Annotated in this window: 17 protein-coding genes and 1 tRNA gene; 3 read left to right on the plus strand and 15 right to left on the minus strand. The window is 72.0% G+C overall.

What is annotated here, in order from left to right:
• Positions 1 to 48 precede the first annotated feature (48 nt).
• Together D1J51_RS18295 and D1J51_RS03000 are read right to left on the minus strand one after the other, a co-directional pair.
• A complete protein-coding gene (locus D1J51_RS18295) occupies positions 49 to 1152 on the minus strand; it encodes an ABC transporter ATP-binding protein (RefSeq protein ID WP_240422860.1) in 1104 nt (367 codons plus the stop codon).
• Between the two features lie 149 nt (positions 1153 to 1301).
• A complete protein-coding gene (locus D1J51_RS03000) occupies positions 1302 to 2351 on the minus strand; it encodes a LysR family transcriptional regulator (RefSeq protein ID WP_371414069.1) in 1050 nt (349 codons plus the stop codon).
• Between the two features lie 123 nt (positions 2352 to 2474).
• Between D1J51_RS03000 and D1J51_RS03005 the strand changes: the two genes are divergently transcribed.
• Entirely contained in the window at positions 2475 to 6110 is a 3636-nt protein-coding gene (locus D1J51_RS03005) for a proline dehydrogenase family protein (RefSeq protein WP_119073693.1), read from the plus strand.
• Between the two features lie 284 nt (positions 6111 to 6394).
• On the opposite strand, the gene D1J51_RS03010 is transcribed toward D1J51_RS03005, so the two are convergent.
• The 10 genes from D1J51_RS03010 to rplK form a co-directional block, all read right to left on the minus strand.
• Entirely contained in the window at positions 6395 to 7906 is a 1512-nt protein-coding gene (locus tag D1J51_RS03010; RefSeq protein WP_119073694.1) for a DUF5684 domain-containing protein, read from the minus strand.
• Between the two features lie 95 nt (positions 7907 to 8001).
• Positions 8002 to 8547 carry a hypothetical protein gene (locus tag D1J51_RS03015; protein ID WP_119073695.1) on the minus strand — a complete coding sequence of 182 codons (546 nt, stop codon included), beginning with the start codon at positions 8545 to 8547 and terminating at the stop codon, positions 8002 to 8004.
• Positions 8544 to 9386, minus strand: coding sequence for a PP2C family protein-serine/threonine phosphatase (locus D1J51_RS03020; RefSeq protein WP_119073696.1), 843 nt, complete (start codon positions 9384 to 9386; stop codon positions 8544 to 8546). Before D1J51_RS03020 ends, D1J51_RS03015 begins: the two co-directional genes overlap by 4 nt.
• Positions 9383 to 11836, minus strand: coding sequence for a transglutaminase domain-containing protein (locus D1J51_RS03025; RefSeq protein WP_119073697.1), 2454 nt, complete (start codon positions 11834 to 11836; stop codon positions 9383 to 9385). The genes D1J51_RS03020 and D1J51_RS03025 overlap by 4 nt, the downstream gene beginning before the upstream one ends.
• 14 nt (positions 11837 to 11850) lie before the next feature.
• Positions 11851 to 13230: a DUF58 domain-containing protein gene (locus D1J51_RS03030; RefSeq protein WP_119073698.1), complete on the minus strand. Its 1380-nt coding sequence runs from the start codon at positions 13228 to 13230 to the stop codon at positions 11851 to 11853.
• Entirely contained in the window at positions 13227 to 14243 is a 1017-nt protein-coding gene (locus tag D1J51_RS03035) for an AAA family ATPase (protein ID WP_119073699.1), read from the minus strand. The genes D1J51_RS03030 and D1J51_RS03035 overlap by 4 nt, the downstream gene beginning before the upstream one ends.
• Positions 14244 to 14293: 50 nt before the next feature.
• Complete coding sequence (locus tag D1J51_RS03040; RefSeq protein ID WP_240422826.1) at positions 14294 to 20278, minus strand: Ig-like domain-containing protein; 5985 nt, start codon at positions 20276 to 20278, stop codon at positions 14294 to 14296.
• Positions 20278 to 21390, minus strand: a complete 1113-nt coding sequence (locus tag D1J51_RS03045; RefSeq protein WP_119073700.1) for a serine/threonine-protein kinase — start codon at positions 21388 to 21390, stop codon at positions 20278 to 20280. Before D1J51_RS03045 ends, D1J51_RS03040 begins: the two co-directional genes overlap by 1 nt.
• Before the next feature lie 147 nt (positions 21391 to 21537).
• Positions 21538 to 22227 (minus strand): 50S ribosomal protein L1, encoded by a 690-nt coding sequence (rplA, locus tag D1J51_RS03050; protein ID WP_119073701.1) that lies wholly within the window; start codon positions 22225 to 22227, stop codon positions 21538 to 21540.
• 11 nt (positions 22228 to 22238) lie between these two features.
• Positions 22239 to 22667: a 50S ribosomal protein L11 gene (rplK, locus tag D1J51_RS03055; RefSeq protein WP_119073702.1), complete on the minus strand. Its 429-nt coding sequence runs from the start codon at positions 22665 to 22667 to the stop codon at positions 22239 to 22241.
• 361 nt (positions 22668 to 23028) lie between these two features.
• Here rplK and D1J51_RS03060 point away from each other — a divergent pair, with 361 nt between their 5' ends.
• Positions 23029 to 23850 (plus strand): endonuclease domain-containing protein, encoded by an 822-nt coding sequence (locus D1J51_RS03060; protein ID WP_119073853.1) that lies wholly within the window; start codon positions 23029 to 23031, stop codon positions 23848 to 23850.
• 139 nt (positions 23851 to 23989) lie between these two features.
• Here the strand turns inward: D1J51_RS03060 and nusG are convergent, their stop codons facing one another.
• The 3 genes from nusG to D1J51_RS03075 form a co-directional block, all read right to left on the minus strand.
• Positions 23990 to 24790 (minus strand): transcription termination/antitermination protein NusG, encoded by an 801-nt coding sequence (gene nusG / locus D1J51_RS03065; protein ID WP_119073703.1) that lies wholly within the window; start codon positions 24788 to 24790, stop codon positions 23990 to 23992.
• 51 nt (positions 24791 to 24841) lie between these two features.
• Positions 24842 to 25114: a preprotein translocase subunit SecE gene (gene secE / locus D1J51_RS03070; RefSeq protein ID WP_119073704.1), complete on the minus strand. Its 273-nt coding sequence runs from the start codon at positions 25112 to 25114 to the stop codon at positions 24842 to 24844.
• A 51-nt stretch (positions 25115 to 25165) separates the two neighbouring features.
• Positions 25166 to 25241, minus strand: a tRNA-Trp gene (locus D1J51_RS03075).
• A 166-nt stretch (positions 25242 to 25407) separates the two neighbouring features.
• Here D1J51_RS03075 and D1J51_RS03080 point away from each other — a divergent pair.
• Positions 25408 to 26610, plus strand: a complete 1203-nt coding sequence (locus tag D1J51_RS03080) for a pyridoxal phosphate-dependent aminotransferase (RefSeq protein WP_119073705.1) — start codon at positions 25408 to 25410, stop codon at positions 26608 to 26610.
• The last annotated feature ends 37 nt before the right edge of the window (positions 26611 to 26647 follow it).

Genomic DNA, 26647 nt, shown 5'->3' on the forward strand with positions numbered 1-26647 from the left:
CCTTGATGATGGTTCTGGGGCGGTGCAGTCTCGCGCCGTGCCGGGGCGCTACAGCAGTGTGAGGTTCTCGGGGTCTCGGAGCATCAGAGCGACGCGGTCTCCTACGGAGGCGCTTTCCGGGGAGGCGCCGTCCTCCGCGATGGTGCGCGTAACGACAATGCGTTTGTCGCCTGCGAGTCTGAGCTCGAACGCGATGTCGCTGCCTTGATACTGCCTGCCGACCACGACCGCCTCGAGCCCCGACGCTGCGGCATTCGGCCCGGCTATGACGACGTCCTCGGGTTTCACCACGAGGTGGAAGATGTCGGATGCCGGTTTCACCGCTGCCTCGACGCAGGAGACCGGAACCGGGATCGACTCGCGGTGCGCAGTCTCGAAGCTCCAGGTCCCGCTCGGTTGCTGCTGCAGCACGCCCTCGAAGATGGCCGAGTGGCCGATGAACTCGGCCGTCTCGAGGGAGTTCGGTCTCCGATACATCTCTTCGGGTGTCGAGACCTGGATGATGCTCCCGTTGCCCATGAGCCCGATCCGATCCGACATGCTCAGTGCTTCGACCTGGTCATGCGTCACGAACACGAAGGTGATGCCGGTCTGCTTCTGCAGCTTCGTGAGTTCGGCACGCAGTTGGAGACGCAGTTGCGAGTCGATCGCCGACAGCGGCTCGTCGAGCAGCAGCACATCGGGGCGGTTGACGAGGGCACGGGCCAACGCGACGCGCTGCTGCTGCCCGCCCGAGAGCTGTGCGGGGAGGCGCTCCGAGAAGTCGCACATGCGCACTCGGTCGAGTTCCTTCCTCGCCCGGAGCAGAGCCTCCCGTTTGCCGACGCCGCGGCGGCGCAGGCCGTAGGCGACGTTCTGCACGACGGACATGTGCGGGAACAGCGCATAGTTCTGAAAGACGTAGTTCACCGGGCGCACATTCGGTGATGCGTAGGTGTAATCGTGGCCCGAGATACGCACGCTTCCCTCGCTCGGGAAGGTGAAACCGGCGATCGTCCGCAGCGTGGTCGATTTGCCGCAACCGCTCGGCCCGAGCAGCGTGAAGAACTCTCCGCGCCCGACCTGCAGGTCGAGCTCCGCCACGACGGTGGTGTCGCCGTACCGGCATGACACGCCGTCGAGCTCGACGCTCACTTCTCTGGCCTGGTGCACGAGTTTCAACCTCACTGTCTCTCGAGCCCAAGTTATCCACAAAAAAATAAGAAGTAAAGCTGTAAAAAATGTAGGATAACGTGAAGTTCAGCTTCACCTATAGGCGGCTGGTCACTCCACGCTCCAGCGGCGGGAGAGGGGCGCCAACTTCACTCGAAGGGCAGCTCGTCCGCCGCACGCTTGAGCGCCTCCCTCACCGCCATCAGCGCAGGTCTCGCCTCGTTGGAGGCCCGGCCGGCAAGCAGCACCGTTCGCCGAGGAGCTCCTTCCAATTCGATGAAGCGCAACCGGTGCTCCTCGCCGGCATGGAGTAGGCCGGGCAGCAGCGCCACGGCGTTACCCGACTCCACAAGCCGTGCGTGCGATAGCAGGTCGGGGGTTTCGAAGCGCATGTCGGGTTCGAAACCCGCCTGCCGGCAAGCTTGCTCGGCGAAGTGGCGGGAGGCGGCCCCCTTCGGCTCCATCACCCAGGGGAGGCCCGCAACATCGACCAGGGTCTTCGCCTCTGCGAACCGCGTGGCGATCACGTCGTCGACGGCGAAACGCGGCGGCACCGCTTCCGAGTTGCGCGCCCAATTCCAAGGATCAGCGGGCAGCGCGAGGCGGATCGGATCTCCGGTCAACCGTTCGCTGCGCAGTCCCTCGAAGTGGCGGGGCGCATACCCCGGATACTGCTCGGCCACGACCAGATCGAACCCGCGAGTCCAGGTCTCCCGGAGCGCCATCTCCGGTTCGTACTCGGTCATCTCGATCCGCAGCCCCGGGTGTTTCACCCGAAGATCGCGCATCACCTGGGGCATCAGAGCGTGGGCGACGGTCTGGAAGATGGCGATGCGAACCGTGCCGACCACCTGGTCGTGCTCGCGGTGCAGCGCGGCTTCTGCGCGTTCCAGGCCCGAGAGGAGCTCTCCGACTTCCTCCACCAGCGCCTTCGCGGCCGCGGTGAACTCCAGCGTACGTCCGACCTTTCGAAGCAGAGGAACACCCGCTTCTCGCTCCAGTTGCGCGAGCTGCTGGGAAACTGCCGAGGGGCTGTAGTTCAGGGCTTCCGCCACGGCGGCCACCGTTCCCCGAGCAGACAGCTCCCACAGCAGGCGCAATCGTTTCATATCCAGCACCACAACCTCCGGTCCTCTCGCGTCGCACGCCTCGACTTCATGCGTGATCCCGATAATAGCTAAGCTCGACTTTACGATCATTCACCAGAAACTTTTGCTTTACTTCATCCTTCAGTGGCTTCACACTGGTGCTCATCACCCGCGCGCGTCGGCACGGATTACATGATCACCGAGCGCAGCAGTTCACCCCTCTGAAAGGTCCCCGTGAGCACCTCGACCACCGCAGACGCCTCCGCCCGCCCCCAGGATCTCGCCGACGAGGCGGTCGCGCTCGTGCAGCGCTGGCTGCGCGAGGCGGCGCAGGTGCCCGCCGATCCCTCGGCCGAGCGCCTCGCAGGCGTGCTGCGCGACCCGAACGGCCTCGACTTCACCGTGGGCTTCGTCGACGGCGTCGTGCGCCCGGAAGACCTGAGCGCCGCGGCCAAGAAGTTGAACGAGCTCACGACGCTCACCCCGAAGTTTCTCCCCGCCCCCATGAGGGGCGCCATCGGGCTCGGCGGCGCGTTCGCGAAGCCGCTGCCCGGCGTGGTCGTGCCGATCGCGCGCAAGGTGCTGCGGCAGATGGTGAGCCACCTCATCATCGACGCGAGCGACGCGAAGCTGGGCCCGGCGATCGCGAAGATCAAGCGGGACGGCGTGCGCCTCAACATCAACCTGCTCGGCGAGGCGATCCTCGGCGAGCACGAGGCGGAGCGCCGCCTCGCCGGCACCCACGCGCTGCTGGCCCGCGACGACGTCGACTACGTCTCGATCAAGGTCTCATCGACTGTTGCCCCGCACAACCACTGGGCGTTCGACGAGGCCGTCGGGCATATCGAGCAGCAGCTCGTGCCCCTCTTCGAACGCGCCAGCGCCGCGAGCCCGAAGAAGTTCATCAACCTCGACATGGAGGAGTACAAGGATCTCGACCTCACCATCGCGGTCTTCAAGCGCATTCTCGAGCGCCCCGAGTTTCAGACACTCGAGGCCGGCATCGTGCTGCAGGCCTACCTGCCCGACGCGCTCGGCGCGATGATGGACCTGCAGGACTGGGCGGCAGACCGCGTGCAGAACGGCGGAGCCCCCATCAAGGTGCGCGTCGTGAAGGGCGCGAACCTGCCGATGGAGCACGTCGACGCCGCGATCCACGGCTGGCCCACGGCGACCTGGGGCGGCAAGCAGCAGAGCGACACCAGCTACAAGGCCGTCATCGACTACGCCCTCACCCCCGAGCGCGTGCAGAACGTGCGCATCGGCGTGGCCGGCCACAACCTCTTCGACATCGCCCTCGCCTGGCTGCTCGCGAAGGCGCGCGGGGCCGCCGACGTTCGCGACGCGAACGGCGCCACGGGCGCTGCAGGCCGCCCTGCACGGCAGGGGATCGAGTTCGAGATGCTGCTGGGCATGGCGACCGGGCAGGCCGAGGCCGTGAAGCGCGAGGTCGGATCGCTGTTGCTCTACACCCCGGTGGTGCACCCGCAGGAGTTCGACGTGGCGATCGCCTACCTGATCCGCCGCCTCGAGGAGGGCGCGAGCCAGGAGAACTTCATGTCGGCAGTCTTCGAACTGAACGACAACCCGACCCTGTTCGAGCGCGAGAAGCAGCGCTTCCTCGCCTCGCTGGGCGAGCTCGAGGGCATCACGGGCGACAGCTCGGCCGAGTCGTACGCGGTGCCCCGGCCCAATCGCGTGCAGGATCGCCGCGAGAACGACGAGGCCGGCGCCGACGAGCGCGTCGAGGCGCGCGTGGCGGCCGGCCGCGACGGCGGCTTCGAGAACACGCCCGACACCGATCCCGACCTGCCGGGCAACCGCGCGTGGGGGCGCGGGATCGCGGAGCGCATGGTCGCGTCGCGCCTCGGCGCCGAACTGGTGGAGTCGTCGCGCATCGCCGACGAGGCGACGCTGAACGAGACCGTCGAGCGCGGCCTCGCGGCCGCCGAGACCTGGCAGGCGCTGAGCGCCGACGAGCGCGCCCGGATCCTGTACCGCGCCGGAGAGCGCCTCGAGGCGCGCCGCGCCGACCTGCTCGAGGTCATGGGATCCGAGTGCGGCAAGACCCTCGACCAGGGCGACCCCGAGGTGAGCGAGGCCATCGACTTCGCGAACTACTACGCCATGCTGGGGCAGCTGCTCGAGCAGGTCGACGGCGCCGTGTACCGGCCGAAGAAGCTCATCGCCGTGATCCCGCCCTGGAACTTCCCGGTCGCGATCCCCGCGGGCGGCGTGCTGTCGGCCCTGGCGGCCGGATCCTCGGTGATCATCAAGCCGGCCTCGAACTCGGCCCGCTCCGGCGCGGTGATGGTGGAGGCGCTGTGGGAGGCGGGCGTGCCGCGAGACGTGCTGCAGCTCGTGCAGTTCGGCGACCGCGAACTCGGTTCGAAGCTCGTCGCCGACCCGCGCATCGACCGGCTGATCCTGACCGGCGCATACGAGACGGCCGTCAGCTTCCGCGAACTGCGCCGCGACCTGCCGATCCTCGCCGAGACGAGCGGCAAGAACGCCATCATCGTGACCCCGAACGCAGACCTCGACCTCGCCGCGAAGGACGTGGCGCTGTCGGCCTTCGGCCACGCCGGCCAGAAGTGCTCAGCCGCCTCGCTCGTCATCCTCGTGGGCTCGGTCGCCACCTCCAAGCGCTTCCGCGGGCAGCTGCTCGACGCGGTGCGCTCGCTCAAGGTGGGCACGCCCGAGCACCTCGAGACCCAGATGGGCACCGTCATCACGGCTCCGGACGGCAAGCTGCTGCGCGGGCTCACCACCCTCGGCCCCGGCGAGAAGTGGCTCATCGAGCCTGCGCCGCTCGAGAGCGACAGCCCACTCGCCCGCGACGGGAACGGCGGCAACAAGCTGTGGAGCCCCGGCGTGCGCGACGGCGTGGAGCGAGGCTCCGAGTACCACCTCACCGAGTACTTCGGGCCGATCCTCGGCATCATGACGGCGAAGACCCTCGACGAGGCCATCGACATGGTCAACGAGATCGACTACGGGCTCACGAGCGGCCTGCACTCCCTCGACCGCGACGAGCTCGCCCTGTGGCTGCGCCGCATCGAGGCGGGCAACCTCTACGTGAACCGCGGCATCACCGGCGCGATCGTGCGCCGCCAGTCGTTCGGCGGCTGGAAGAAGTCGGCCATCGGCGCCGGCACCAAGGCCGGCGGGCCCAACTACCTGCACGGCCTCGGCGACTGGGTCGACGCACCCGTCGCCGCCGAGCCGTGGGCCCCCCTGCCCAGGGTGGCTCCGCTGCTCAGCGCGATGGAGAGAGCCGCCGCCCAGCAGGCCGCGACCGGCGAGGAACTCGACTGGCTGCGCGCCGCGCTCGGCAGCGACGCCGCGGCCTGGGACGACGAGTTCGGGATCGCGCACGACGCGTCGCAACTGGGCGTCGAGCGCAACCTGCTGCGCTACCTGCCGGTTCCGGTCACGATCCGGATCGCTGCGGACGCCCCCCTGCACCACGCCGTGCGCGCGATCGCCGCGGGGCTCGCCGCGGGATCCGCCCCGGCCGTGAGCACCCCCGTCGCGCTGCCGCAGCCCGTCATCGACGCGCTCGCCGCCGCCGACGTGGCCGTGCGCTTCGAGGACGACGCCGCCTGGACCGCGCGCGTGCAGCGGCTCGCGGCGCAGCAGGGTCCGAGGGCCGGTGCGCGCATCCGCGTGGTGGCCGGCGCCTCCCGCGAGGCCGTGGTCGCGAAGGTGTACGAGGCCGCGGAGGGCAAGCCCGACGTCGCGGTCTACGGCGGCGAGGTGGTCTCGGCCGGCCGAGTGGAGATGCTGCCCCACCTGCACGAGCAGGCCGTCTCCATCACCGGGCACCGATTCGGTACGCCGAACCAGCTGTCAGAGGGGCTGATCTAGCCTCGAATCGCCGTCGTCTCCGCGCGCTGGATCCCCGCGCCCCGGATCCCCCGACCCGCTGGCGACGGCCCGCTGGCGACGGCCCGCTGGCGACGACCCGCTGGCGACGACCCGCTCAAAGTGTGTGCGCCTTCCGGGGCCTTCCGGGCGGGGACAGCGGCCGAAAGGCGCACACGGATCGGGGCGCGGCGGTAGGGCCCGGTTCGGCGGTAGGGCCGGGTTCGGCGGGCGGGATCAGGGCGCGGCGAATAGGGCCGGGCGCCGCGAGCGCACTCGGACGCCGGCTAGCCGATCCGGCGCAGGCGCACCTCCAGCGTGCCGATGACCAGCTGGTCGATGACCTCGTACTCGCGACCCGGCTCGAGCGCCACCGTCTCTCCCCGCTCGTCGATCAGGGCGACGCCGTTGGTCGACTGCAGATCCTCGACGGTCCAGTCGTCGCCGTCGCGCCGCAGACGCGCGTGCGTCTTCGACATCGTGCGCGTGGGATCGGCGATCTGCAGCACCGTCGCGCCGCCCGCGGGTTCGGGCTTGCGCCCGATCACGATGTCGTCGCCCTCCAGCTCCAGCACCTCTCCGTCGGGCAGCTCGACTCCCCAGCGCACCCGCCGCGAGACGACGACCGTGCGGTCGTCGCTGTCCTCATCGTCGGGGGCCGCCGCGGCCGGCGCGGGCGTCACAGGCGTCACAGGAGCAGGAGCAGGAGCAGGAGCAGGGACCACGGGCGGCGGCGGGGCCTGCGCGTGCTCCGGGCCTGCCGCGGCGGGGATGCCCCGGGGCACGGCCGGCGCTTCCGGTACGGGATACCCGGGACGATCGAAGATGGTGGGCCCGGCGGGCGGTTCCGGCAGACGGACCGGCTGCGGCTGGGGCTGCGGCGGTTGCGGCGGCGCCTGCCCCGGCGGCACCTGCCCCGGCGGCGCCTGCCCCGGCAGCGCCTGCCCCGGCGGCACCTGCCCCGGGGCCGCGGCCTGCTCACGAGCGCGCCGAGCCTCGAGTTCCTCCTGCGGCTCGGGCCAGGAGAAGGGCTGCGGGGGCGTCCTCGAACCGAGCGGAGGCGCGCTACGCGGCGCCTGCTCGTCTGAGGCGAGGCGCTCGAAGGCACCCTCGGTGGTGCTGCTGAACCCCCACGCGTTCACCGGCTGCGGCTGCCCCGGGCCCGAGGGCGGAGACCCGGCAGCGGGCGCGGCCTGCGGCGCGGGCGGCGGAACGGCGTGCTGGGCCGGCATCGGGGGCGCGTACTGCTGCGGCTGAGCCGGCGCACCCGGCACCCCGGGAGCGGCCGGTCCCGGAGGCGCAACCGCCGCCCACCCGTCACCCGTGGACTGCTGGTATTCCCGAGCTCCCGGCTGGTAGGCCCCGCCTCGCTGATACTGCGGAGAGCCGCCCTGCTCGACGGAGCCGTAGTCACGGCCCGAGTAGCCGTAGTCGTCGATGTGCGCCGCGAGCAGCATCGCCCACAGCGGAGGGATGAAGGCGCCGAGCACCGTGAAGCCGGGGCCCTTGCCGTGCTCGGCGTTGAGGCGGTTGATCGCGATGATCGTCATGACGAGCACGACGATGCCGAGGCCGGGAACCAGACCGAGCACCACGGTCCAGCCCGGCAGGCCGCCGCGCTGGATGAGCTGCCACTGGTTCCACAGCGGCACCCAGCCCGCCCAGGAGGGCAGCCCGAGCTTCGGGAAGAGCCGGGACAGCGACCAGAGATACCAGACGTAGTAGGCGAGGCCCACCAGCGACCAGACGCCGAAGATCGCCCAGATCGGCGTCAAGTCCACGTTCGGGCTGTTATCCATCTGCTCTGTTCCGTTCTCTCACTCCCGGCGCCGCATCGACGCCCGGTGCACCGCTACAACTCTGCCATGGATCGCGCGGGGGCGGCATCATTCTGTCACCCGAAGGCCAGTCTCGCGACCAGCACCAGACCGGCCGCCGAGAGCGCCACCGCGGCGGCGTAGCACACCAGCGTGATCGCGCGCTCCCGCCGGGCGCGCTTGGCGAGCGACGGCAGGGGCGGTCGCTCGGACGCGGGCCGAAACCCGGAGGCGGGGGGAGGCCCGATGCGCGGTTCCGCATCGTCGCTCCCCGACGGGCCCGCCTCGGGCACCGCCCGGGCGCCGTAGACGTGCATCGGGGGCGCACCCGCGAGGGGATCCGGCGGAGGCTCGGGGTCGGCGAGCGGGGGCGCCGGATCGCCCGGCCGAGGAGCGCCAAGCCCCCGTCGGGGCCGCACCACCGTCGGATCGTCATCGACCGGCTCCGGCCGCACCACCGTCGTGGCGTCGTCCGATTCGAACGGGCGCACGATCGGGGCGCGACCCGAGTGCGCTCGATCCTGCAGCGAGCGCCGCGGCACGACCACCGTCGCCTCGTCGGGCGTCTCTGCGCCCGGATCCCGATCCGGATCCCGATCCCGATCCCGCCGCCTCTCCGTCATCGCACCGGCCTCGTCACGTCGAGCGTCTCCTCCTCGATCTCGGCGACCGCGGCGGACTCGGCCGACGGAGGGGGCGACACGGGCCCCGTCACCGTGTCGACGACGATCACGGAGATGTTGTCGTGTCCGCCGGCCGCGCGGGCGCGGCGCACCAGCTCCTCCGCCACCGACTCGGCGCGCCCGCCGACCGTCAGCACCGCGCGCAGCTCCTCGTCCCCGAGCTCGGTCGTCAGCCCGTCCGAGCAGATCAGCAGGCGCGTGCCGGCGCGCACCGGCAGCAGCCAGGCGTCGTGCCGGGAGTCATCGGATCCGAGCGCTCGCGTGATCACGTTGCGAGGCGTGCTCGCCGCGGCCTCGTCTCCCGCGGCCGCGAGCTCGGCGTGCAGCGAGTGGTCGATCGTGATCTGGACCAGCGCTGCGCCCCGGTGCTGGTAGACGCGCGAGTCGCCCACGTTGAGCACATACCAGTGCGGCCCGTCGTGATGCTCCACCAGCACGACCCCGGTGAGCGTGCAGCCCGCGCCGCGCCGAGTGCGGAGCGCGACCTCGTCGACGGCCTCCCGGGCCGCCCCGACCGCGATCGCCACCTCATCGACCGTGGGCGAGCGCCCCACGGCGGCGAGCGCGGCGAAGGCAGCGAGCGCCGCCGCGCTCGCGAGGTCGCCCGCCTCGTGACCGCCCATGCCGTCCGCCACGAGGAAGACCGGTCGCTGCGCCAGCACCGCATCCTCGTTCACGGCGCGGTGCAGGCCGACGTCGCTGCGGGCGGCGGCCTCGATCACCGGATCCGGGCACCTCACCGCCCAGCTCGCCGTCGCGCCGTCGTGTCGCGTGTTCATTGGGCCTCGCTTTCCGGAGGCGCCGGCCGGCGCCTCCCCTGTCCGATGCCGCCCGAGCGCGGGGCGATGCCGTATGAGCGCAGCGAGTACTCGGCTCGCAGTCGCGCGAGGCGCGACATACGCGCCGCCCGCTCGGCTCGGTCGTCGTCCGCCGCGCGCCACAGTCGGGCGGCCTCCTCGTCGCCGATGGCGTCCGGCGAGAACACCGCCCGATCCACCCGCGCCGCCGCCCACGCGGCTGGTGCCGTCGCGAGGGCGGCGGCCGCCTCGCTGCGGGTGGCGCCCGCGGGGATCCTCACCCCCGCGTCGCGGGCGCGATCCAGCATCTCTTCCCAAGCGCCCAGCGCGCGCAGCTCGGGCACCGGATCGGCCCGCCGCCGCCGACGCCGCAACCGCTTCGCGCACGGCAGGAAGAGCAGCGGGACGAGGAGCAGCAGCGCCGCCGAGAGGGAGAGTCCCGCCGCCCGCAGCACCGGCCACAGCCACGACGCCGCCTGCCCGTCGGAGTTGCCGCCGTCGCTCTCGCCCGGCTCTCCGAGGCCCCTGGGCGGATCGACCTCGCGCACGTCGCGCTCCTCGGGCGTCGTCGGGAACTCCGGCAGCTGCTCGCCCTCCTCGAGCCGCTGCGGACGGTTCTCGAGCTGCGGGGTGACGTCGAGGGAGACCCACTCGCCGCGGTCGCCGCGCACCTCGATCCAGGCGGCCAGATTCTCGCCCGTGCAGGCACCTGTGCAGGCGGGCACGCCGGGCACCCCGTCGCCGCCGAGCCGCACCCCGAGCACGACCCGGGCTTCGTAGCCGAGCGCCCGAGCCAGCAGGGCCGCGGCGGCGGCGAACTGCTCGTCGTCGCCGACGCCCGCCACCAGCATCGCCTCCCCCGGCCGGTCGCCGGCGGCCGACTGCTGCGCGTTGAGCTGCGCGAAGAGATCCTCGATCCGCGCGAGCGAGTGCCCGCCCGGGCTCGGCTCGAACCGCGTGCCGTAGCGCTCGCCGAGCCGATCGATCCAGGCCCGCTCGCCGTCGCCGTTGCTCATGGAGTGACTGAGGTAGCCGCGGGCGCGCAGCCGCTCGATCAGCTCGGCGAGCCCTTCGGCGTCGGTCCCGACGCCCTGGCGCTCGATCCAGGCGGCGAGTTCCGGCGCGGCCTCCAGGTCGACGAGCGGCGCCTCGCTGCCCGGCCCGCCGAGCTCGCCGCCGGGTGGCGCGGTCTCCATGTCGGCGGTGTACCCGTCGCCCGCCGCGAGCCCGGGGGGCCGGTCGCCGCGCGGGACCGCGATCGCCCCGCCGGTCTCGCGGTTCACGTAGAACCCGTCGGAGAGTTCTTCCGCTCGCGGGCCGCTGAAGCTCGGCGGAGAGCCGAGGATGGCCGTCGGGGCCCAGATGTCTGCGTAGCCCTCGCCCACCTCCACGGTCACGCTGCTGGGAGCCGACAGCGGTTCGCCGCTCGGGAAGCGGGTGAAGCGCCCGGCCTCGGCCCGGCTCACGTGGAAGTCGGACCCGTCGTAGCTGTCGAGCACCGCGAGGCGCAGCCGCTGCGGCAGTCCCCGGTCCCCGGTCACGGTGAACATGACGCGGTCGATCGCGTCGTCCCGCTTGGAGTTGCGGTAGGCGGCGAGCGGGCTGGGGCGCTCGCGGACCACGATCTCCGGGACGACGCGATCCCGGGGAACCGCGCGGGCATCGGAGCCGAGCACCGGGGCGGCGGCGAATCCGGCGGCGAGCGCGACGGCGAGAATGCCCGCGCCGGCCAGCGCACGAGCGGCCCCGCCGCCGCGGTCCCCGGCCGCCCGGCCGAGGCGCAGGGCCGCGCGGCGGCCCGCGCCGGAAATCCAGGCCACCCAGACCGCGGCGAGCGCTGCAGCGGTCAGCCAGAGGCCGATCTCGCGCGGAGCCGCGATCGAGAGCGGCCCGAGGCGCCACGTCGCGCTCACCTCGGAGGCGCCGAACACGGTGCCGAACGCGACCGGCGCGAGCATCGGGATCGCGGCGAGCGCCGACCGCCGCCCGGGGTGCTGGGCGACGCCCACCACGAGCAGCGCCGAGAGGAGAAGCACGATGTAGGCCGGTACGAGCACCGTGCGGTAGGTGCCGACGGGCAGCGAGAGCGTGAGCAGCTGCTTCCAGCCGAGGGCGGCGGAGGCCAGCCCGTCGAGCAGGCCCCGCAGCGGCCCGGACGTGAGCGACTGCGGCACGGCCACCGGCACCACGGTCAGCGCGAACGACGCGAGCACGATCGCGGCGAGCACCGGGAAGGGGATCCGCCACCGCCCCCGAGCCCAGGCGATCCCGCCGCCGAGCACGAGCGCGACCGCCGCCGCGAGCCACAGCCAGGCGGTCCGGTAGATGGGCCACGCCGCGAGCACCCCGAGGGCGAGCGCAAGCGCCGCCGCGGCCAGGCCCGCGACCAGGCGCGCGCTCGACGGCGGGGCGCCGCGGGCCGGGGGGATCATCGCATCCGGCCGGCTCAACGCGCGCCCCGGATCAGCATCTGGGGCAGGTCGACGAGCGCGCCGATCGTGAACACGGTCAGGGGGTCGATGCGCTGGGCGCGCGGCGCGGCGTGCAACTCGCAGCGCACCGCCAGCACGCGCACATCGGGGGTGAAGGCCGCGGAGGCGCGGCGGATGCGCGTCGGGTCGGGCGCCGAACCGGTGACGATCGCCACGACGGAGAGCGGGCGGCGGGAGTGCGCGAGGCCCGACGCCAGCGCCTCGAACGGCAGCCCCTCGGGCGACGCCTCCAGTTCCGACCACGCGTCGAGCAGCTGCTGCGGGTCTTGCGACGGCAGCTCCTCGAGGCCGTCGATGCTGGGACGCACCCGACCCGGGGCCCAGGCCGACGCGACGAAGCGCTCGCGCCCCTCGCGGACGGCCTGCACCGAGATCGACGCCGCCGCGCTCACGGCGAGCTCGAACTCCTCCGGGTTCCGGTACTCGTCGGGGCGGGCGTCGAAGAGCACTGCCACGCGCGCCGTCTGGGACTCCTCGTACTGTCGCACCATCAGCGCGCCGGTCTTCGCCGTCGACTTCCAGTGGATGTGGCGCATGGCGTCGCCCGTCGCGTACTCGCGCACGGCGTAGAACGAGAGGTCGGAGTCCGTGAGCCGGCGATTCGCCGCGCCCTCGAGGTCGCGCACCAGGCCCGCGGAGTTCGGCGGCAGCTGAGCCGTGGCCGGGTGCACGTGCACGAGGTGCCGCTCGGGCCAGGTCACCTCGCGGCGCAGCAGCCCCAGCGGGTCGCGGCGGGCGATGGTCAGCGGCCCCACCTGGATGACGCCGCGCCGCGGCGCCGGGATGCTCATCGGCAGCTCGGCACCGGAGTGCGGTCCGATGAACGGGATCGCGACCTCCCGCAGCGCCTCGCCCGCGGGCAGCTCGGCGACGGCCGGCAGCGCCGGGCGGGCACCCTCGTTCTGCACGCGCAGCCGCAGCCGCACCTCTCCCCCGGCGACGATGCTCGCCCGGTCGAGCTCGATGTCGACCCCGTAGGCGCGGCTGCCCGCGAGGAAGGGCAGCGCGAGCAGCAGCAGCAGCCCGCCCACGCACGCGACGAACCAGGCCTCGATCCACGACAGGCCCGCCCCGAGCCCGACGCCGACCGCGGTGAGCGCCGCGACGAACCAGCCCAGAGGCGTGACCGCGTGGAGCGCTCCGCGCCACGTCCGGGCGAACCGGCGCCTGCAGCTGCGCCACCAGCGCAGCACGGCGACGCGCCGGCGCTGCGTGGCGCCCAGCGCGCGCGTCGACGTGCGGGTCTCGCCCAGGCGGGAGCCGGTGCGCGACCCGCGCGTGGTGTCCCGGGCGCCCGTGCGGAACAGCCGGCCGCGGGTGCTTTCCGTGCTCACGCGGTGCCGTTCTCCTGCGGGATCGGGGTGTCGATGAGGATCTGCCCGATCACGGCCTCGGCGGTGACGCCGTCGAACTCGGCCTCGGGCTCGAGCACGAGCCGGTGGGCGAGGACGGGGATCGCCAACTCGCGCACGTCGTCGGGAGTGACGTAGGGCCTCCCCGCCACGAGCGCCCACGCCGCGGCCATCCGCACGAGGGCCAGCGCGCCGCGCACGCTCGCGCCGAGACGCACCTCGCCCGCCCGGCGGCTCGCCTCGATCAGGCGGGAGACGTACTCCGCGATGAGCGGGCTCACGTGCACGGCCCGCGCGAACTGCTGCAGCTGCGTGAGCGTGCCCGCGCTCATCACGGTCGGCACCTCGGGCGTGACCGAGATCTGCTGCAGGATGCGCATCATGGCGGCGTCATCCGGATAGCCGATCGAGGTCTTGATCATGAAGCGGTCGAGCTGCGCCTCGGGCAGCCGGTAGGTGCCGGCCTGCTCGACCGGGTTCTGCGTGGCGATGACCAGGAAGGGCTCGCCCACGGCGTGGCTGCGCCCGTCGACCGTGACCTGGTGCTCCTCCATCACCTCGAGCAGCGCCGACTGCGTCTTGGGGCTGGCGCGGTTGATCTCGTCGGCGAGCACGACGTTGGCGAAGACGGGGCCGGCGTGGAACTCGAAGACCCCCTGCTTCTGGTCGTACACCGTGATGCCGGTGACGTCGCCCGGCAGCAGGTCGGGAGTAAACTGGATGCGCGAGGAGGTGCCGTGCATCGTCTTCGCGAGCGCTCGGGCCAGAGCGGTCTTGCCCGTGCCCGGCACGTCCTCGAGCAGCACGTGCCCGCCCGCGATGGCGGTGGCGAGCACCAGCTCGATCACCCGCCGCTTGCCCTGGATCGCGTGCTCCATCGCGTCGGCGGCCGTGCGCACGGCGTCGCTCGCCCAGCGCGCGCGCTCGTCGGTGATCACGTCGCGGGTGTGGCGCGAACGGGTGCGGTCGGCGGTGAGCTTCGGCTCGGGGGTCATCTGCAGCTTCCTTGTCGTCGGGGCGGTTCGGTTCGGGATCGCCGCCCGCCTCAGGGCGCAGGCCCCGATTCGGGCGGCGGTTCGCAGAGCAGCCCCGTAAAGATCGCCGGCTGGTAGGGTGCGCCGGGCCAGCTCATAGCCACGTCCCTCGTGGCGCCGGAGCGGGCGAACGACGGGATCGCCCCCGGGCTGCCGTCGATCACGAAGAAGGAGCCCCAGCCGCTCGGGTCGGAGGCCGGGTCGATGCACGCGCCGTTCCAGGCCACGGTGAACGGGGTGACGCCGTTCGGCGGCCCGATGGTGACGGGGACGGAGCAGCGCTTGCCCTCGTCGACGCATTGCCGCGCCTTTGCGTCGGGATCACCGGGCGTCACGGACGAGACGGGAACGTCCCAGACGATACTGCCGCCCTCGACCGTGGTCATGTCGGCTTCGTCGGGTGCGACTGCGCCGTACAAGACCGAAGAGCTCGTCGTGGAGGGACTCGGCGTGCTGCTGATCGAATAGTTCACCTCGGCAGGCGGCGGCACGATGCCGCCGGTGAACACCGTGCCCGTGCCGACGGCAGCGGTGCGCCCGTAGGAGTTGGAGGCGCACGCCGACCCCGTGTAGTACCTGAACGGGGCGAGCCCGGATCCGCTCGACGGTTTGTCGCCGCAGCCCGGCGCCGTCTTCTGCTGCTCGAGCCCGTACAGGTATCGCAGCTCGTCTCCGCCGTTCCTGCCCCAGCCCGCGACGCCGATGCTCCAGTCCGTCTCGGCCGGCCCGCTCAGCGTGAGCGTCGCACCGCCCGCGATCGGCGCCCCGATGGGCGTCACCGAGACCGTCCTCGCCGCGCCTCGGCCACCGTCCGAACCGGAGTACCCGGGCGGGATCATGTCCGCGCTGTCGGCCGCGACCACACTGACGTCGAGCGACCGGCCCGCTGCGACCTCGTAGACGCCGTCGGGGTCGATCCTCGTCTCCGCACCGTCGATCGAGAGCACCCGGGCCGCGGCATCGCTCTCGCCGATGCGCACCTCCACGCGCCCGAGATCGGGACGGGTGTTGTCGGGCCACTTCACGGTCGTCGCGCTGAGGGACGGAGCCGGCGGCGGCACATACGCCCAGGTCTCCGCGCCGTTGGCGTTCGTCTCGGAGACGCCGACGGCGTTGACGGCTCGCGCCGTGTAGGTGCGCCGCTCGCCGGGGGCGAGGCCGGCGAGCGTGCACGAGGCCTGCCCGCCCGCCAGCGCGCAGCTGCCGACGGCGCGGCCGCCCGAGACCAGCTCGACGCCCGACACGGCCGGGTACGAGGCCTCGGCGCTCAGCGCGACGGAGAGCGTGACGCTGCTGGCGTCGGCACTCACGGGGGTGACGCCGACCGGGGCCCGGGGCAGCCCCCGCGCGTCGAGCTCGATGACGCCGGTGCCGGTGCGGCCCTGCGCGTCGCGCACCGTGTACGCCGCCGTGCACCGCCCGCCCGATCCTCCCGCCCCGTCGGGCCAGGCGACGCGCACCGAGCCGCCCTCCGCCCGCAGCGACCCGTACGCGCAGGAGTTCCCGTCGACCGACACGAGCGTCAGCCCGCCGCCGCTGCGGCCCGCGAAGGGGTCGTACTCCCCCTCCGCTCCGATCACCTGCGTGCGGCAGTCCGATCCGACCGTGCAGTTCAGCTGCACCGTGGCGCCGCGCGGCGCGTCCCTCGCCGCCTGGCCCACGCGCAGCGTGAGCAGAGCCTGGCCCTCGCCCGAGCCCGTCACGCTCACCGTGAGGGCGTCCTGACCGCCGGGCACGGCGTCGGCGCGCGCCTGCACGGTCAGCCGGGATCCCGCCGGGCTCACCTCGAAACTGGCCCCGCCGCCGCTCACCCGGAAGCTCAGCGCGCCCGTGTCCCCCGCCCGGCCGCCCTGCCAGCGCACCATGTCGAGGAGGTCGATGGTCTCCGAGTTGCCGGGCGAGATCGTCCGCGTGAGCGGCTCCAGCTCGACCACCGGCTCATCTGGCACGATCTGCACGGGCAGGGCCAGCCGCGTCCACGTCCGCTGCTCGACGAGTTTCACCGAGACGAGACAGCTGTCGGCCCAGGGCTCCCCCCTGCCCGCGCTGTAGCGCAGGCCCGTCGCGCTCGTCGCCTCGCAGCGCGCCTGGCCCCGCTGCACGGGCAGGCGGCCGACCTTGAGCTCGGCGTCGTCGCCCGGCGCCAGGTCGACGACGTCGGCGAGCGACACGTCGATCGACCCGCCCTCGTCGACCCGCAGAGGGGCGAGCCCGGGCACCAGCGTGAGCCGCAGTTCGTCGAGGGGCGGGATCACCAGGAACCCGAAGGTCTCCACCTTCTTCCCGGTCAGGTCGGTTCCCGCCAGCCGGAACGGGACCAGGTCGCCCTCGGCGCGGTACGCACCCGAGATGCGCGTGCCGCTCACGGTGAAGCGCTCCGAGGCCCTCCCCCAGACCGAGAGCTGCAGCGTGCGCGTGTCGCCGGCGTTCCACTGCACCCGATCGGTGACCACGTCGATGCCGCCCTGCTCGAGCTCCGTGCGATCCCGAGCCGACAGCACCGTGTCCTGCACCGCGGGCGCCTGCTGCCCCACGCGGGCGGAGACCTGCACGACGATGAGCCCCTCTGCCGTGCTCTTGCTCTGCGGCGAGCGCGCGGTGTAGCGGTACGAGACCGTGCCGAGGTCCGAGCCGCTCCGCACCGTGACGCGGCCCTGCCTCATCTGCGAGAGATCCAGCCGGTCGACCAGTCGCCGGTACTGCGCCGACTCCGCGCCGCCCGGCACGTTCGGCACGACCTCGACCAGTTCCAGTCTGCCGTTCGCCGGGTCGATGTCGTTGTCGAGCGGTCGCACGGCGGCGGGATCCCCGCTGTTCTGCACGGTGCGCACGTAGTCGCTGTAGGTGATCGGTGCTCCCGCGCCCGGATCGGGATCGGTCACGATCACGCGCAGGCTCCCCTCGGCCTCGCCGCCGAACTCGTCCCGCACGGAGTAGCTCAGCAGTCGAACCCCCGTTTCGGCCTGCCGAGACGCCGCCACCCGGATGGCCGAGCTGCGCGGCGCGAGCGTCGCCGAGACCTGGGCGTCGTCCGAGGCGCCGACGCCCACCAGGCGCACGCGGTCGCCGTCGGGATCCGCACCGGACAGCGGCACCGATACCGAGGCCCGCTCCCCCGGAGCGAGACGCACCGTGAGCGGCTCGGGCTGCGGCTCGCGGTTGCCGTCGCGCGGCAGCACGGTCACGCGCACGAGTCCGACGTCGCTCGCCTCGGGGCTGCTCGCGCCGTAGGCGGTGTAGCTGAGCGTGTAGGTGCCCGGCTCGCTCGGCGCGAGGTAGCGCAGCACGTTTCCCGACGCGAAGGCGAGCTCCCCCTTCGCGCCGGACCCGCCGACCTCCGGGTTCAGTACGAGGCGCTGCCCCGGCGGGGAGACGTCGTTGTCGAGCACCGGGATGTCGGCGACAGCCCCCGCGCGCACCGTCAGGTTGTCGGCCACCGCGATCGCCCCGGCCGCTCCCGACTCGGGCACCTGGAACACCGTCAGACGCCCCGTCGCGGCCTGCTCGCCCTCGCCCACTCGCACGTCGACGGCGCCGATGCGCCCCGGGGCGCCGTCGGCCGTGCTGCCGGAGACCCGAACCCGCGCGTGCTCCACGACATCCGCGCGCAGCTCGCCGTCGACCACCTCGGCGCCGCGCACCACGAGTTCGCGCCCGTTCGCCCCCGGCACCGCGTCGAGCACGTCGACGGTGGTGTCCGCGAGCGGGCGCACGAAGGCGCGCATGGGCGGCAGCGCCAACCGGGGAGCGGCCTCGAACGCGGTGACGCGCAGCACGCCGTCGATCTCGGTGTCCGTTCCCGTATCGCGCGCGGTGATCGAGATCACGCTCGTGCCGGCCTCCGCCGAGCGCACCTCGACGGTGCCGGACGCCGCGCTCACGGTGGCCTCGGCCTTGCCGCTCTGCACCGTCGCGTCCACCAGCGCATACGATCCCGAACCTCCGACGATGCGACTCAGCGGGCGCACGACGGTCGGCCGCCCCGCGTCCGCCGTCGCGGCGATCGCGCTCAGCACGGCCTGCGCGCCGCGTCGGATCTGCACCGTCAGCTCGCGCTCCGTCGATTCGCCGCGGGAGTCTGCCACGCGCACGCGCACCGCGATGTCGCCGTCGGGCGCGTTCGGGTCGACGTGGCGCAACGCCAGGCGGCCGTCGGCGGTGATCAGCGCGCGAACCGGGTCGTCGGGGTTGGCGGGGGCCGCGGCAGCGAGCATCATCGGATCGCCCTCCGCATCGACCCAGCCCTCGAGCACCGGGAGCACGAGCGTGCCGCCCGGTACGAGCTCGGGGCTCGGCCAGTCGCGCTGGCAGCCCTCGACGGGGCACCACTGCGGCGCGGAGTTCTCACCGGGATCCACCGCCCGCAGCGTCACCGTCGCGGCCTCCGAGACCGTCACGCCGTCGGTGATGCGGTAGGTGAAGCGCGAGGTGCCCGAGGCCCCCGCAGCCGGCTGGATCACGAGCGCCTGGCCATCGGGCAGCACCGACACCGCGCCGAACTCGGGCGGCAATCCGTCTCCCAGCCCGTCGGGGACGATCGTCAGCACGTCGCGGCGGTTGGGATCGTAGTCGTTGAGCAGCACCGGCAGCTGGGCCGGCTCGCCCGGGCGCACCCCGAAGGCGTCGTCGACCGCCACCGGGGGCTCCTGCTTCGTCACGTCGGAGACCACCACCGTGCCGTCGCGCTCCTTCGGCGGATCGACGAGCGACCACTGCTCCACGGGGATCAGCTTGCCGTCCGGCACGGTCCAGAGCATGCCGGTGCCCACCTCGGAGAGCAGCGCGCTCGTGCCGTTGCTGCGGATCACCGGTTCGGGGTCGCCGGGCATGTCGACGCTGCCGTCGAGCTCGAGCTGCCGCACGCCGCCCCCCGCCGACCACAGCTGCGCACCGGTCTGCCCGAGCCAGGCGGCGTAGCGCTCCTCGCCGACCGCCGCCGGCTGCGCGGGCACGCCCTCGGCCTCGGCGATCCGGCGCACCTCGCCATCGCGCAGCTCCCAGAGCCCCGCACCGTCGGCCAGCAGCACCGCATCGCCCGTGCTCTCGGGGCTCGAAGCCTGCAGCCGCGCGTCGCCCGTCGTCTCGACGGCCACCGGGTCGGCGGATCCCTCCCGCCACAGCAGGCCCGCCGCGGGCTCGAAGATCACCCACTTTCCCGCGACGACGGCCAGCTGCGCGTTCTCATCGGTCACCCGCTCGGGCACCCGAGCCACGCCCGTGAACGCTCCCCGATCCGCCGAGTACCAGCGCACCTCCTGATCGTCCGCCGAGAACAGGGCCACCGTGCCCTCCGCGTCGACGGCGGCGGCCGTCGCGACGAATCGCCGCGGGTCGCCCGCCCCGGCCTCCCGTCCGGCGCGGTCGTCGGCGAACGGGTCGAGCAGCCGGGGCTCGGTCAGCTGCGCGGAGGCGCCGTCGCCCCCGTCCGCCCCGCCCGCGAACCCGCTCAGGTACACGTCTCCGTTCTCGGTGCGCATCAGCACCGTGTCGCCGGCGACGATGGTGTCGCGCGTGCCGTCGGGCAGGCGCATCGCGTCGCCGGGCGACCCCTCGGCGGCCGCGCCCGCAGCCGCTCGGGCGGGCGCGGCGTCCCCGCCGTCGGGGGAGCCCGGCTCGCCCGGCTCCTCCGGCTCCTCCACGAGGTCGCGCGGGAGGGCGGGGTCGATGCCCCAGGCCCGGCCGTTGCCGTGGCTCAGCACGACGCCCCGCGACCCCGACTGCAGCAGGCCGCTCGGCTCCTCCACCCTGCGCACCGTATCGATCTCGCCGGTCAGCGTGTTCACCCGCGCGTACTGCCCAGAGCTGCGCACGGCCCACACCGAGGGCTCCTCGCGCGGCGTCTCCCGGGCGTCGTAGCCCGCGGCGACGACCGCGATGGTGGCGATCATCGCGAGAGCGGCGACGCCCGAGACCCAGGTGATCGCCCGCGTCCGCCGACGCCGCGCACCGGCCTGCCGCCGCGCCGCCGCGCCTCGGGCCCCGCCGGGGCGCGCCATCACAGGCCTCCGGCTAGCGCGAAGATCACGGCCGCCAAGGCCACCACCGCCAGCGCCGAGCCCGCTCCGATCAGCGCGGCTCTCACCGACGAGGACGCAGGACGTCGCTTCGGGGTCGGCGAGCCGGGTCCCCGCTGCGCGAGCTCGGCGCGCCTCTGAGCGCGGCCCGAGGCCTGCACGGTCGAGATGCTCGGCCCGCGAACCCCCGCGGCGACCGCCGGCGGCGGAACCCACTCCGACGCGATCACGTCGAGCGGCGTCACATGGAAGCGGTAGTGGCTCTGCAACTGCTGCAGGGCCGCCCCGAACTCGCGCATCGAGGCGAAGCGCTGCTCCGGCCGCCTCGCGAGCGCTCGAGCGATGATCCCGTCGAACGCCTCGTACCCCTGAGCGCCCGGCACCGGGGTGTAGCGCGCGCGCCGGATGCGCTCCCTCAGGCTCTCGGGCGACTGCTTCGAGCCGTCGACGTTGGCGAACGGCGCCCGCCCGGCGGCGAAGGTGTAGAGGGTGGCCCCGAGCGACCAGATCTCGCTCGCGACCGTGCCGCTCGTCTCGCCCGAGACGACCTCGGGCGCGGCCCAAGGAATCGACATGGCCTGGCTGGTGCCCTCTCCGCGCATCTGCCCCCGCAGCGAGACGATGCCGAAGTCGGCGAGCACGGGCCTGCCCGTCGTCGCGAGGAGCACGTTGGATGGCTTGATGTCGCGGTGCAGCACGCCCGACCGGTGCGCCGTCTCGAGCGCGCCCGCGAGGCGCACCCCGGCGTCGAGCACCCGGTCGAGGGGCACGGGGTCGCCCCGGGAACGGTTGCGAAACGACTCGGGGCAGTACTCCATCGCGATGTAGGGGCGGCCGTCGCTCGAGACGCTCGCGCTGAAGATCGACACGATGGAGGGGTGGCTCGACAGACGCGCCATGGCGTCCGCCTCGGCCTCGAACGCGGAGCGGTCGCTCGCCACCGTGAAGTCCTCGCCGAGCACCTTGATCGCGACGACGCGACGCGGCATGTCCTGCTCGTACTGGTAGACCTGGGCGAACCCGCCGGAACCGAGGGGGCGCACATAGCTGAAGCCCGAAATGCGCGGAGGGTTCACCGATGAAACCTTAGCCATCGGATCGCTCCGCGCGAACTTCCCCACCCGCAGACATACCCCATAGCCTAAGGCACGAACGACCCCTCCGCGCACTGCGGAGAGGCCGTTCGAGGCGGGTGCGACGCCGCCCGGGAGCCGCCTCGGCGGCCGCCCGGCAAGCGGGCTCTAGAGGTTCGCGACGTCGAGCGGAATGCCCGGGCCGAAGGTCGTCGAGACGGCGCCCTTCTGCACGTACTTGCCCTTGGCCGACGACGGCTTGAGGCGCGAGATCTCGTCGAGCACCGAGTTGATGTTGTCGGTGAGCTGCTCGGCGGTGAAGGAGGCCTTGCCGACGATGAAGTGCACGTTGGCGTGCTTGTCGACGCGGAACTCGATCTTGCCGCCCTTGATCTCGGTCACGGCCTTGGCCGGATCCGGAGTCACGGTGCCGGTCTTCGGGTTGGGCATCAGGCCGCGGGGGCCGAGCACCTTGCCCAGACGACCGACCTTGCCCATGAGCTCGGGGGTCGAGACGGCCGAATCGAAATCGGTGTAACCGGCGGCCACCTTCTCGATCAGCTCGTCGCCGCCCACCTCGTCGGCGCCGGCGGCCAGGGCGGCCTCGGCGGCCGGGCCCACCGCGAACACGACGACGCGCGCGGTCTTACCGGTGCCGTGGGGGAGGCTGACGGTGCCGCGCACCATCTGGTCGGCCTTGCGGGGATCCACGCCGAGCTTGACGGCGACCTCGACGGTCGAGTCGGTCCTGGTCGAACCGGTCTCCCTCGCCAGGGCGACGGCCTCGGCGGGAGTGTAGAACTTGCCTGCCGCGATCTTCTCGGCAGCGGCGCGGTACGCCTTCGACTTCTGTGCCATATCCGTGCCCCTTACTCGACCGTGATGCCCATGGAGCGAGCGGTGCCCGCGATGATCTTCGAAGCCGCGTCGAGGTCGTTCGCGTTGAGATCGGCCTGCTTCTGCTCGGCGATCTGGCGCACCTGCTCGGCGGTGACCTTCGCGACCTTGACGGTGTGCGGGGTGCCGGAGCCCTTCTGCACGCCGGCCGCCTTCTTCAGCAGCTCGGCCGCCGGGGGGGTCTTGAGCACGAACGTGAACGAGCGATCCTCGTACACGGTGATCTCGACGGGGACCACGTTGCCGCGCTGGGATTCCGTGGCCGCGTTGTAGGCCTTGCAGAACTCCATGATGTTGACGCCGTGCTGACCCAGCGCGGGCCCCACGGGGGGTGCCGGGTTGGCGGCGCCGGCTGCGATCTGAAGCTTGATCAGACCGGTAACCTTCTTGGCCTTTGCCATGACTGTTTCCTTTCCTCGAACGGGTCTCCCCGCTCTCCCGCGATTCCGGCCGATCCGGATGCGGTGCCGTTCGCGCGCACGCCCATATATGGTCGCAGACGCAAACCAGTCGATTCTACACGACGGTGGCGGATCCCGCACCCCTGCGGTGCTGCCGCGGCGCCCGCCGCCCGCCCGCCGCACATATCTGCCGTGAGGCACATCCTCTTCGCCTATTTCATGTGCCTCACTCTCGATCTGTGCTCGCGCGCGATGCTCCTCCGTCGCTCACAATTCGAGCATCCACCAGAATCCCGCCGAGTTATCCGCATTCACCCTTCGCCGGCTAAAAGCGGCGGAAAACTCGAACAAACTGATGCGCATGAGCCTCGAACAAGACCTCCGCGAGATGCACGGCGTCGCCCCGACAGCCAAGCTCCTCCGCCTCGGGCATTCGAGGCACCGAATCGCCGTCGCCGTCGCCGAAGGTCGGCTCACCCGCCCGCGGCGGGGGTGGATCGCGCTGCGCAGCGCCGACCCCGGCCTCGTGATGGCGGCCCATCATGGCGTCGTGCTCACCTGCGTCACGCAGGCCAAGCGTCTGGGCCTCTGGGTGCTCGAGCATCAGCGGCTGCACGTCGCCGCCAAACCCGGAGCACACATCGAGGTGGGAATAGGGACCGTACACTGGCGCCGTCCGCTGATCCTGCGCCCGCCCGGCACAGTCGCGGACCGGATCGAGAACGTGCTCGACCAGATCGCTCATTGCCAGCCGCATGACGCCGCGCTCGCGGTGTGGGACTCGGCCCTGCAACGGGGCCTGATCGATTATCCCGCGCTCACCACGCTGCCTCTGCGCGGGAACGCCCGCGTGCTGCTCGAAGAGTGCACGCCCTTCGCCGACTCCGGCCTGGAGACGCTCTTCCGCACCCGTTTCGGCTGGTTGCGGCTACCGATCCGGCAGCAGTCTCGCGCGCACGGCCGCAGAGTGGACATTCGAATCGGAGACCGCCTGATCATCCAGATCGACGGCCTCACTCACACCGGGGCTCAGCGCGACTCGGACAACGTCCACGATGCGGAACTCGCAATACGCGGCTACCACGTCATCCGCGTGAGCTATCAGCAGGTGGTCCATCGGTGGCACGAGGTCGAGGACCTTGTGCTCGGCGCGATCGCCCGCGGACTCCATCTTGCGCCATGAACGCCTCTCAGACGGAGATCTGCCGTACCGCACACCCGCATCGGGAGTTCCATGTGCCGCACTGCAGATCTGCGCCCCCGGAAACGCGAAGGGCCCCGCTCCCCGAATGGGGAGCGGGGCCCTTCGCAGACGGAATCGCTCAGAGCATCTTGGTGACCTGGTCGAAGCTGAGCTCCACCGGGGTCTCGCGCTCGAAGAGCGACACGAGCACGGTCAGCTTGCCCGAGGCAGCGTTGATCTCGCTGATCGTGCCGGGCAGGCCCTCGAAGGAGCCCGACTTGATGGTGATGGTCTCGCCGATCTCGAAGTCGATCTCGACGTTGCCCTGCGCGGCGGCGTTGGCCGCCGCCTTACCCTTCGCGGTGGCGGCCGGCTCGAGTTCGACGGTGCTCTTCAGCATCTCGAAGGCCTCGCCCAGGCGCAGCGGCACCGGGTTGTTGGCGTTGCCGACGAAGCCCGTCACGCCGGGGGTGTGGCGCACAACCGACCAGGTGTGCTCGTTGAGGTTCAAGCGCACGAGCACGTAGCCGGGGATGCGCACACGCGTAACCATCTTGCGCTGGCCGTTCTTGACCTCCATGACCTCTTCCATGGGGACCTGGATCTCGTAGATGTCGTCGACCGCGCCCATCGTCTCGCGACGGTTCCACAGGTTCGACTTCACCTTGCGCTCGTAGCCGGCGTAGGTGTGGATCACGAACCACTTGCCCGGACGGCGGCGCAGATCCTTCTTGAACGCCTTGTAGGGATCCTCGGCCTCGGCCTCGTCCTCGGTCTCCTCGTCGACGATCGCGTTGGCGGCCGCAGCGGCCTCCTCGGCGTTGTCGATCTCGAGCGCTTCCTCCACAGCGGCGTCGGCAACCGGGTCGACCGACTGCACCAGCGCGTCGAGCGCCGATTCGAGGTCGGCCTCGGGGGTCTTGCTGTTCTCGCTGGTCATCTGCTCTTGCTTTCCTTGCTCGGGATTCGGGATCGGGCTCGTCGACCGGGGTCAGCGGAGCGGCGTTCCGAAGATGAAGACGGTGACGAAGCCGAACGCCTGGTCGAGCACCCACACGAGGGCCATCATGATCACCACGAACGCGATCACCACGAGGGTGTAGTTGATGAGTTCCTTGCGGGTCGGGGTGACCACGTTCTTCAGTTCGGCGATCACCTGCTGCACGAAGAGAATGATCCGGCTGAACCAGTTGCGCTTCGCGGCACGATCGGCCTTGGCGCGCTCGACCACGCCGCCGCTCTCCTCAACCTCGCTGCTGCTCACACGCACGTCCTTTCAACTCCCCCGCCCGGCGCTCGGGACGCCCAACGGGATTGGCAGGGCGGACAGGACTCGAACCTGCAACCTGCGGTTTTGGAGACCGCTGCGCTACCAATTGCGCCACCGCCCTATGGGATCTCGCGACCTTCACCGCGCCTTGCGGGCATAGGAAATTTTGGTGAAAGTCAATCACCTCGGATCACTTTACGCGATCCGGCTGCGAATGTCGAACCAGCCGAACCGCTCGCGGAGAGATCCGGGCGGCGCGGCGACGGCGCAGCCGATAGGCTTGAGGGGTGACCGACATCTCCCGTCTTTCGAAGAAGATCGCCGCCATCGCCGAGTCCGCGACGCTCAAGGTCGACGCGAAGGCCAAGGCGCTCCAGGCCGAGGGCCGCCCCGTGATCAGCTACGCCGCGGGCGAGCCCGACTTCTCCACCCCCGAGCACATCGTCGACGCCGCGCGCGCCGCCCTCGACGACCCCAAGAACTTCCGCTACACCGCGGCCATCGGCCTGCCCGAGCTGCGGGAGGCCATCGCCGCGAAGACCGCGCGCGACTCGGGATGGGACGCCCCGGCGAGCCAGGTGATCGTCACGAACGGCGGCAAGCAGGCCGTCTACCAGTCGTTCCAGGTGCTGCTCGATCCGGGCGACGAGGTGATCGTACCCGCGCCGTTCTGGACCACCTACCCCGAGGCGATCCGGCTCGCCGACGGCGTGCCCGTCGAGGTGTTCGCGGGGTCGGATCAGGGCTACAAGGCGACCGTGGAGCAGCTCGAGGCCGCGCGGACGGAGCGCACCAAGGTGCTGCTCTTCGTCTCGCCCTCGAACCCCACGGGCGCCGTCTACTCGCCCGAGGAGACGCGGGCGATCGGCGAGTGGGCCGAGGCCAACGGCCTCTGGATCGTCGCCGACGAGATCTACCAGAACCTGGTCTACGACGGCGTGCGGGCCGTCTCGATCGTCGAGGCCGTTCCGGCGCTGCGGGATCGCACGATCCTCGTCAACGGCGTGGCCAAGACCTACGCGATGACCGGTTGGCGCCTGGGCTGGATGGTCGGCCCGGCCGACGTGATGAAGGGCGCCGCGAACCTGCAGTCGCACCTCTGCTCGAACGTCAACAACATCGCCCAGCGCGCGGCCATCGCTGCGCTGAACGGCCCGCAGGAGCCGATCGAGCGGATGCGCCTGGCCTTCGACCGCCGCCGCAAGCTCATCGTCGAAGAGCTGAACCGGGTGCCCGGCTTCGCCTGCCCCACCCCGCAGGGCGCCTTCTACGCCTACGTCGACGTCACCGCGGCGCTCGGCAAGACCTTCCGCGGCGTCACCCCGGCCACCTCGCTCGAGCTGGCCGACCTCATCCTCTCCGAGGCCGAGGTGGCCGCGGTTCCCGGCGAGGCCTTCGGCCCGAGCGGCTACCTGCGCTTCAGCTACGCGCTCGGCGACGAGGCGCTCGTCGAGGGCGTCCGCCGCATCCAGGCCCTGCTCTCGGAGTAAGCGCCCGAGCGCACGGTCCGGTCGGGCGCACGAGGCC

The sequence above is a fragment of the Leucobacter sp. wl10 genome (assembly GCF_003569785.1).
In the GTDB taxonomy this organism is placed as follows: domain Bacteria; phylum Actinomycetota; class Actinomycetes; order Actinomycetales; family Microbacteriaceae; genus Leucobacter.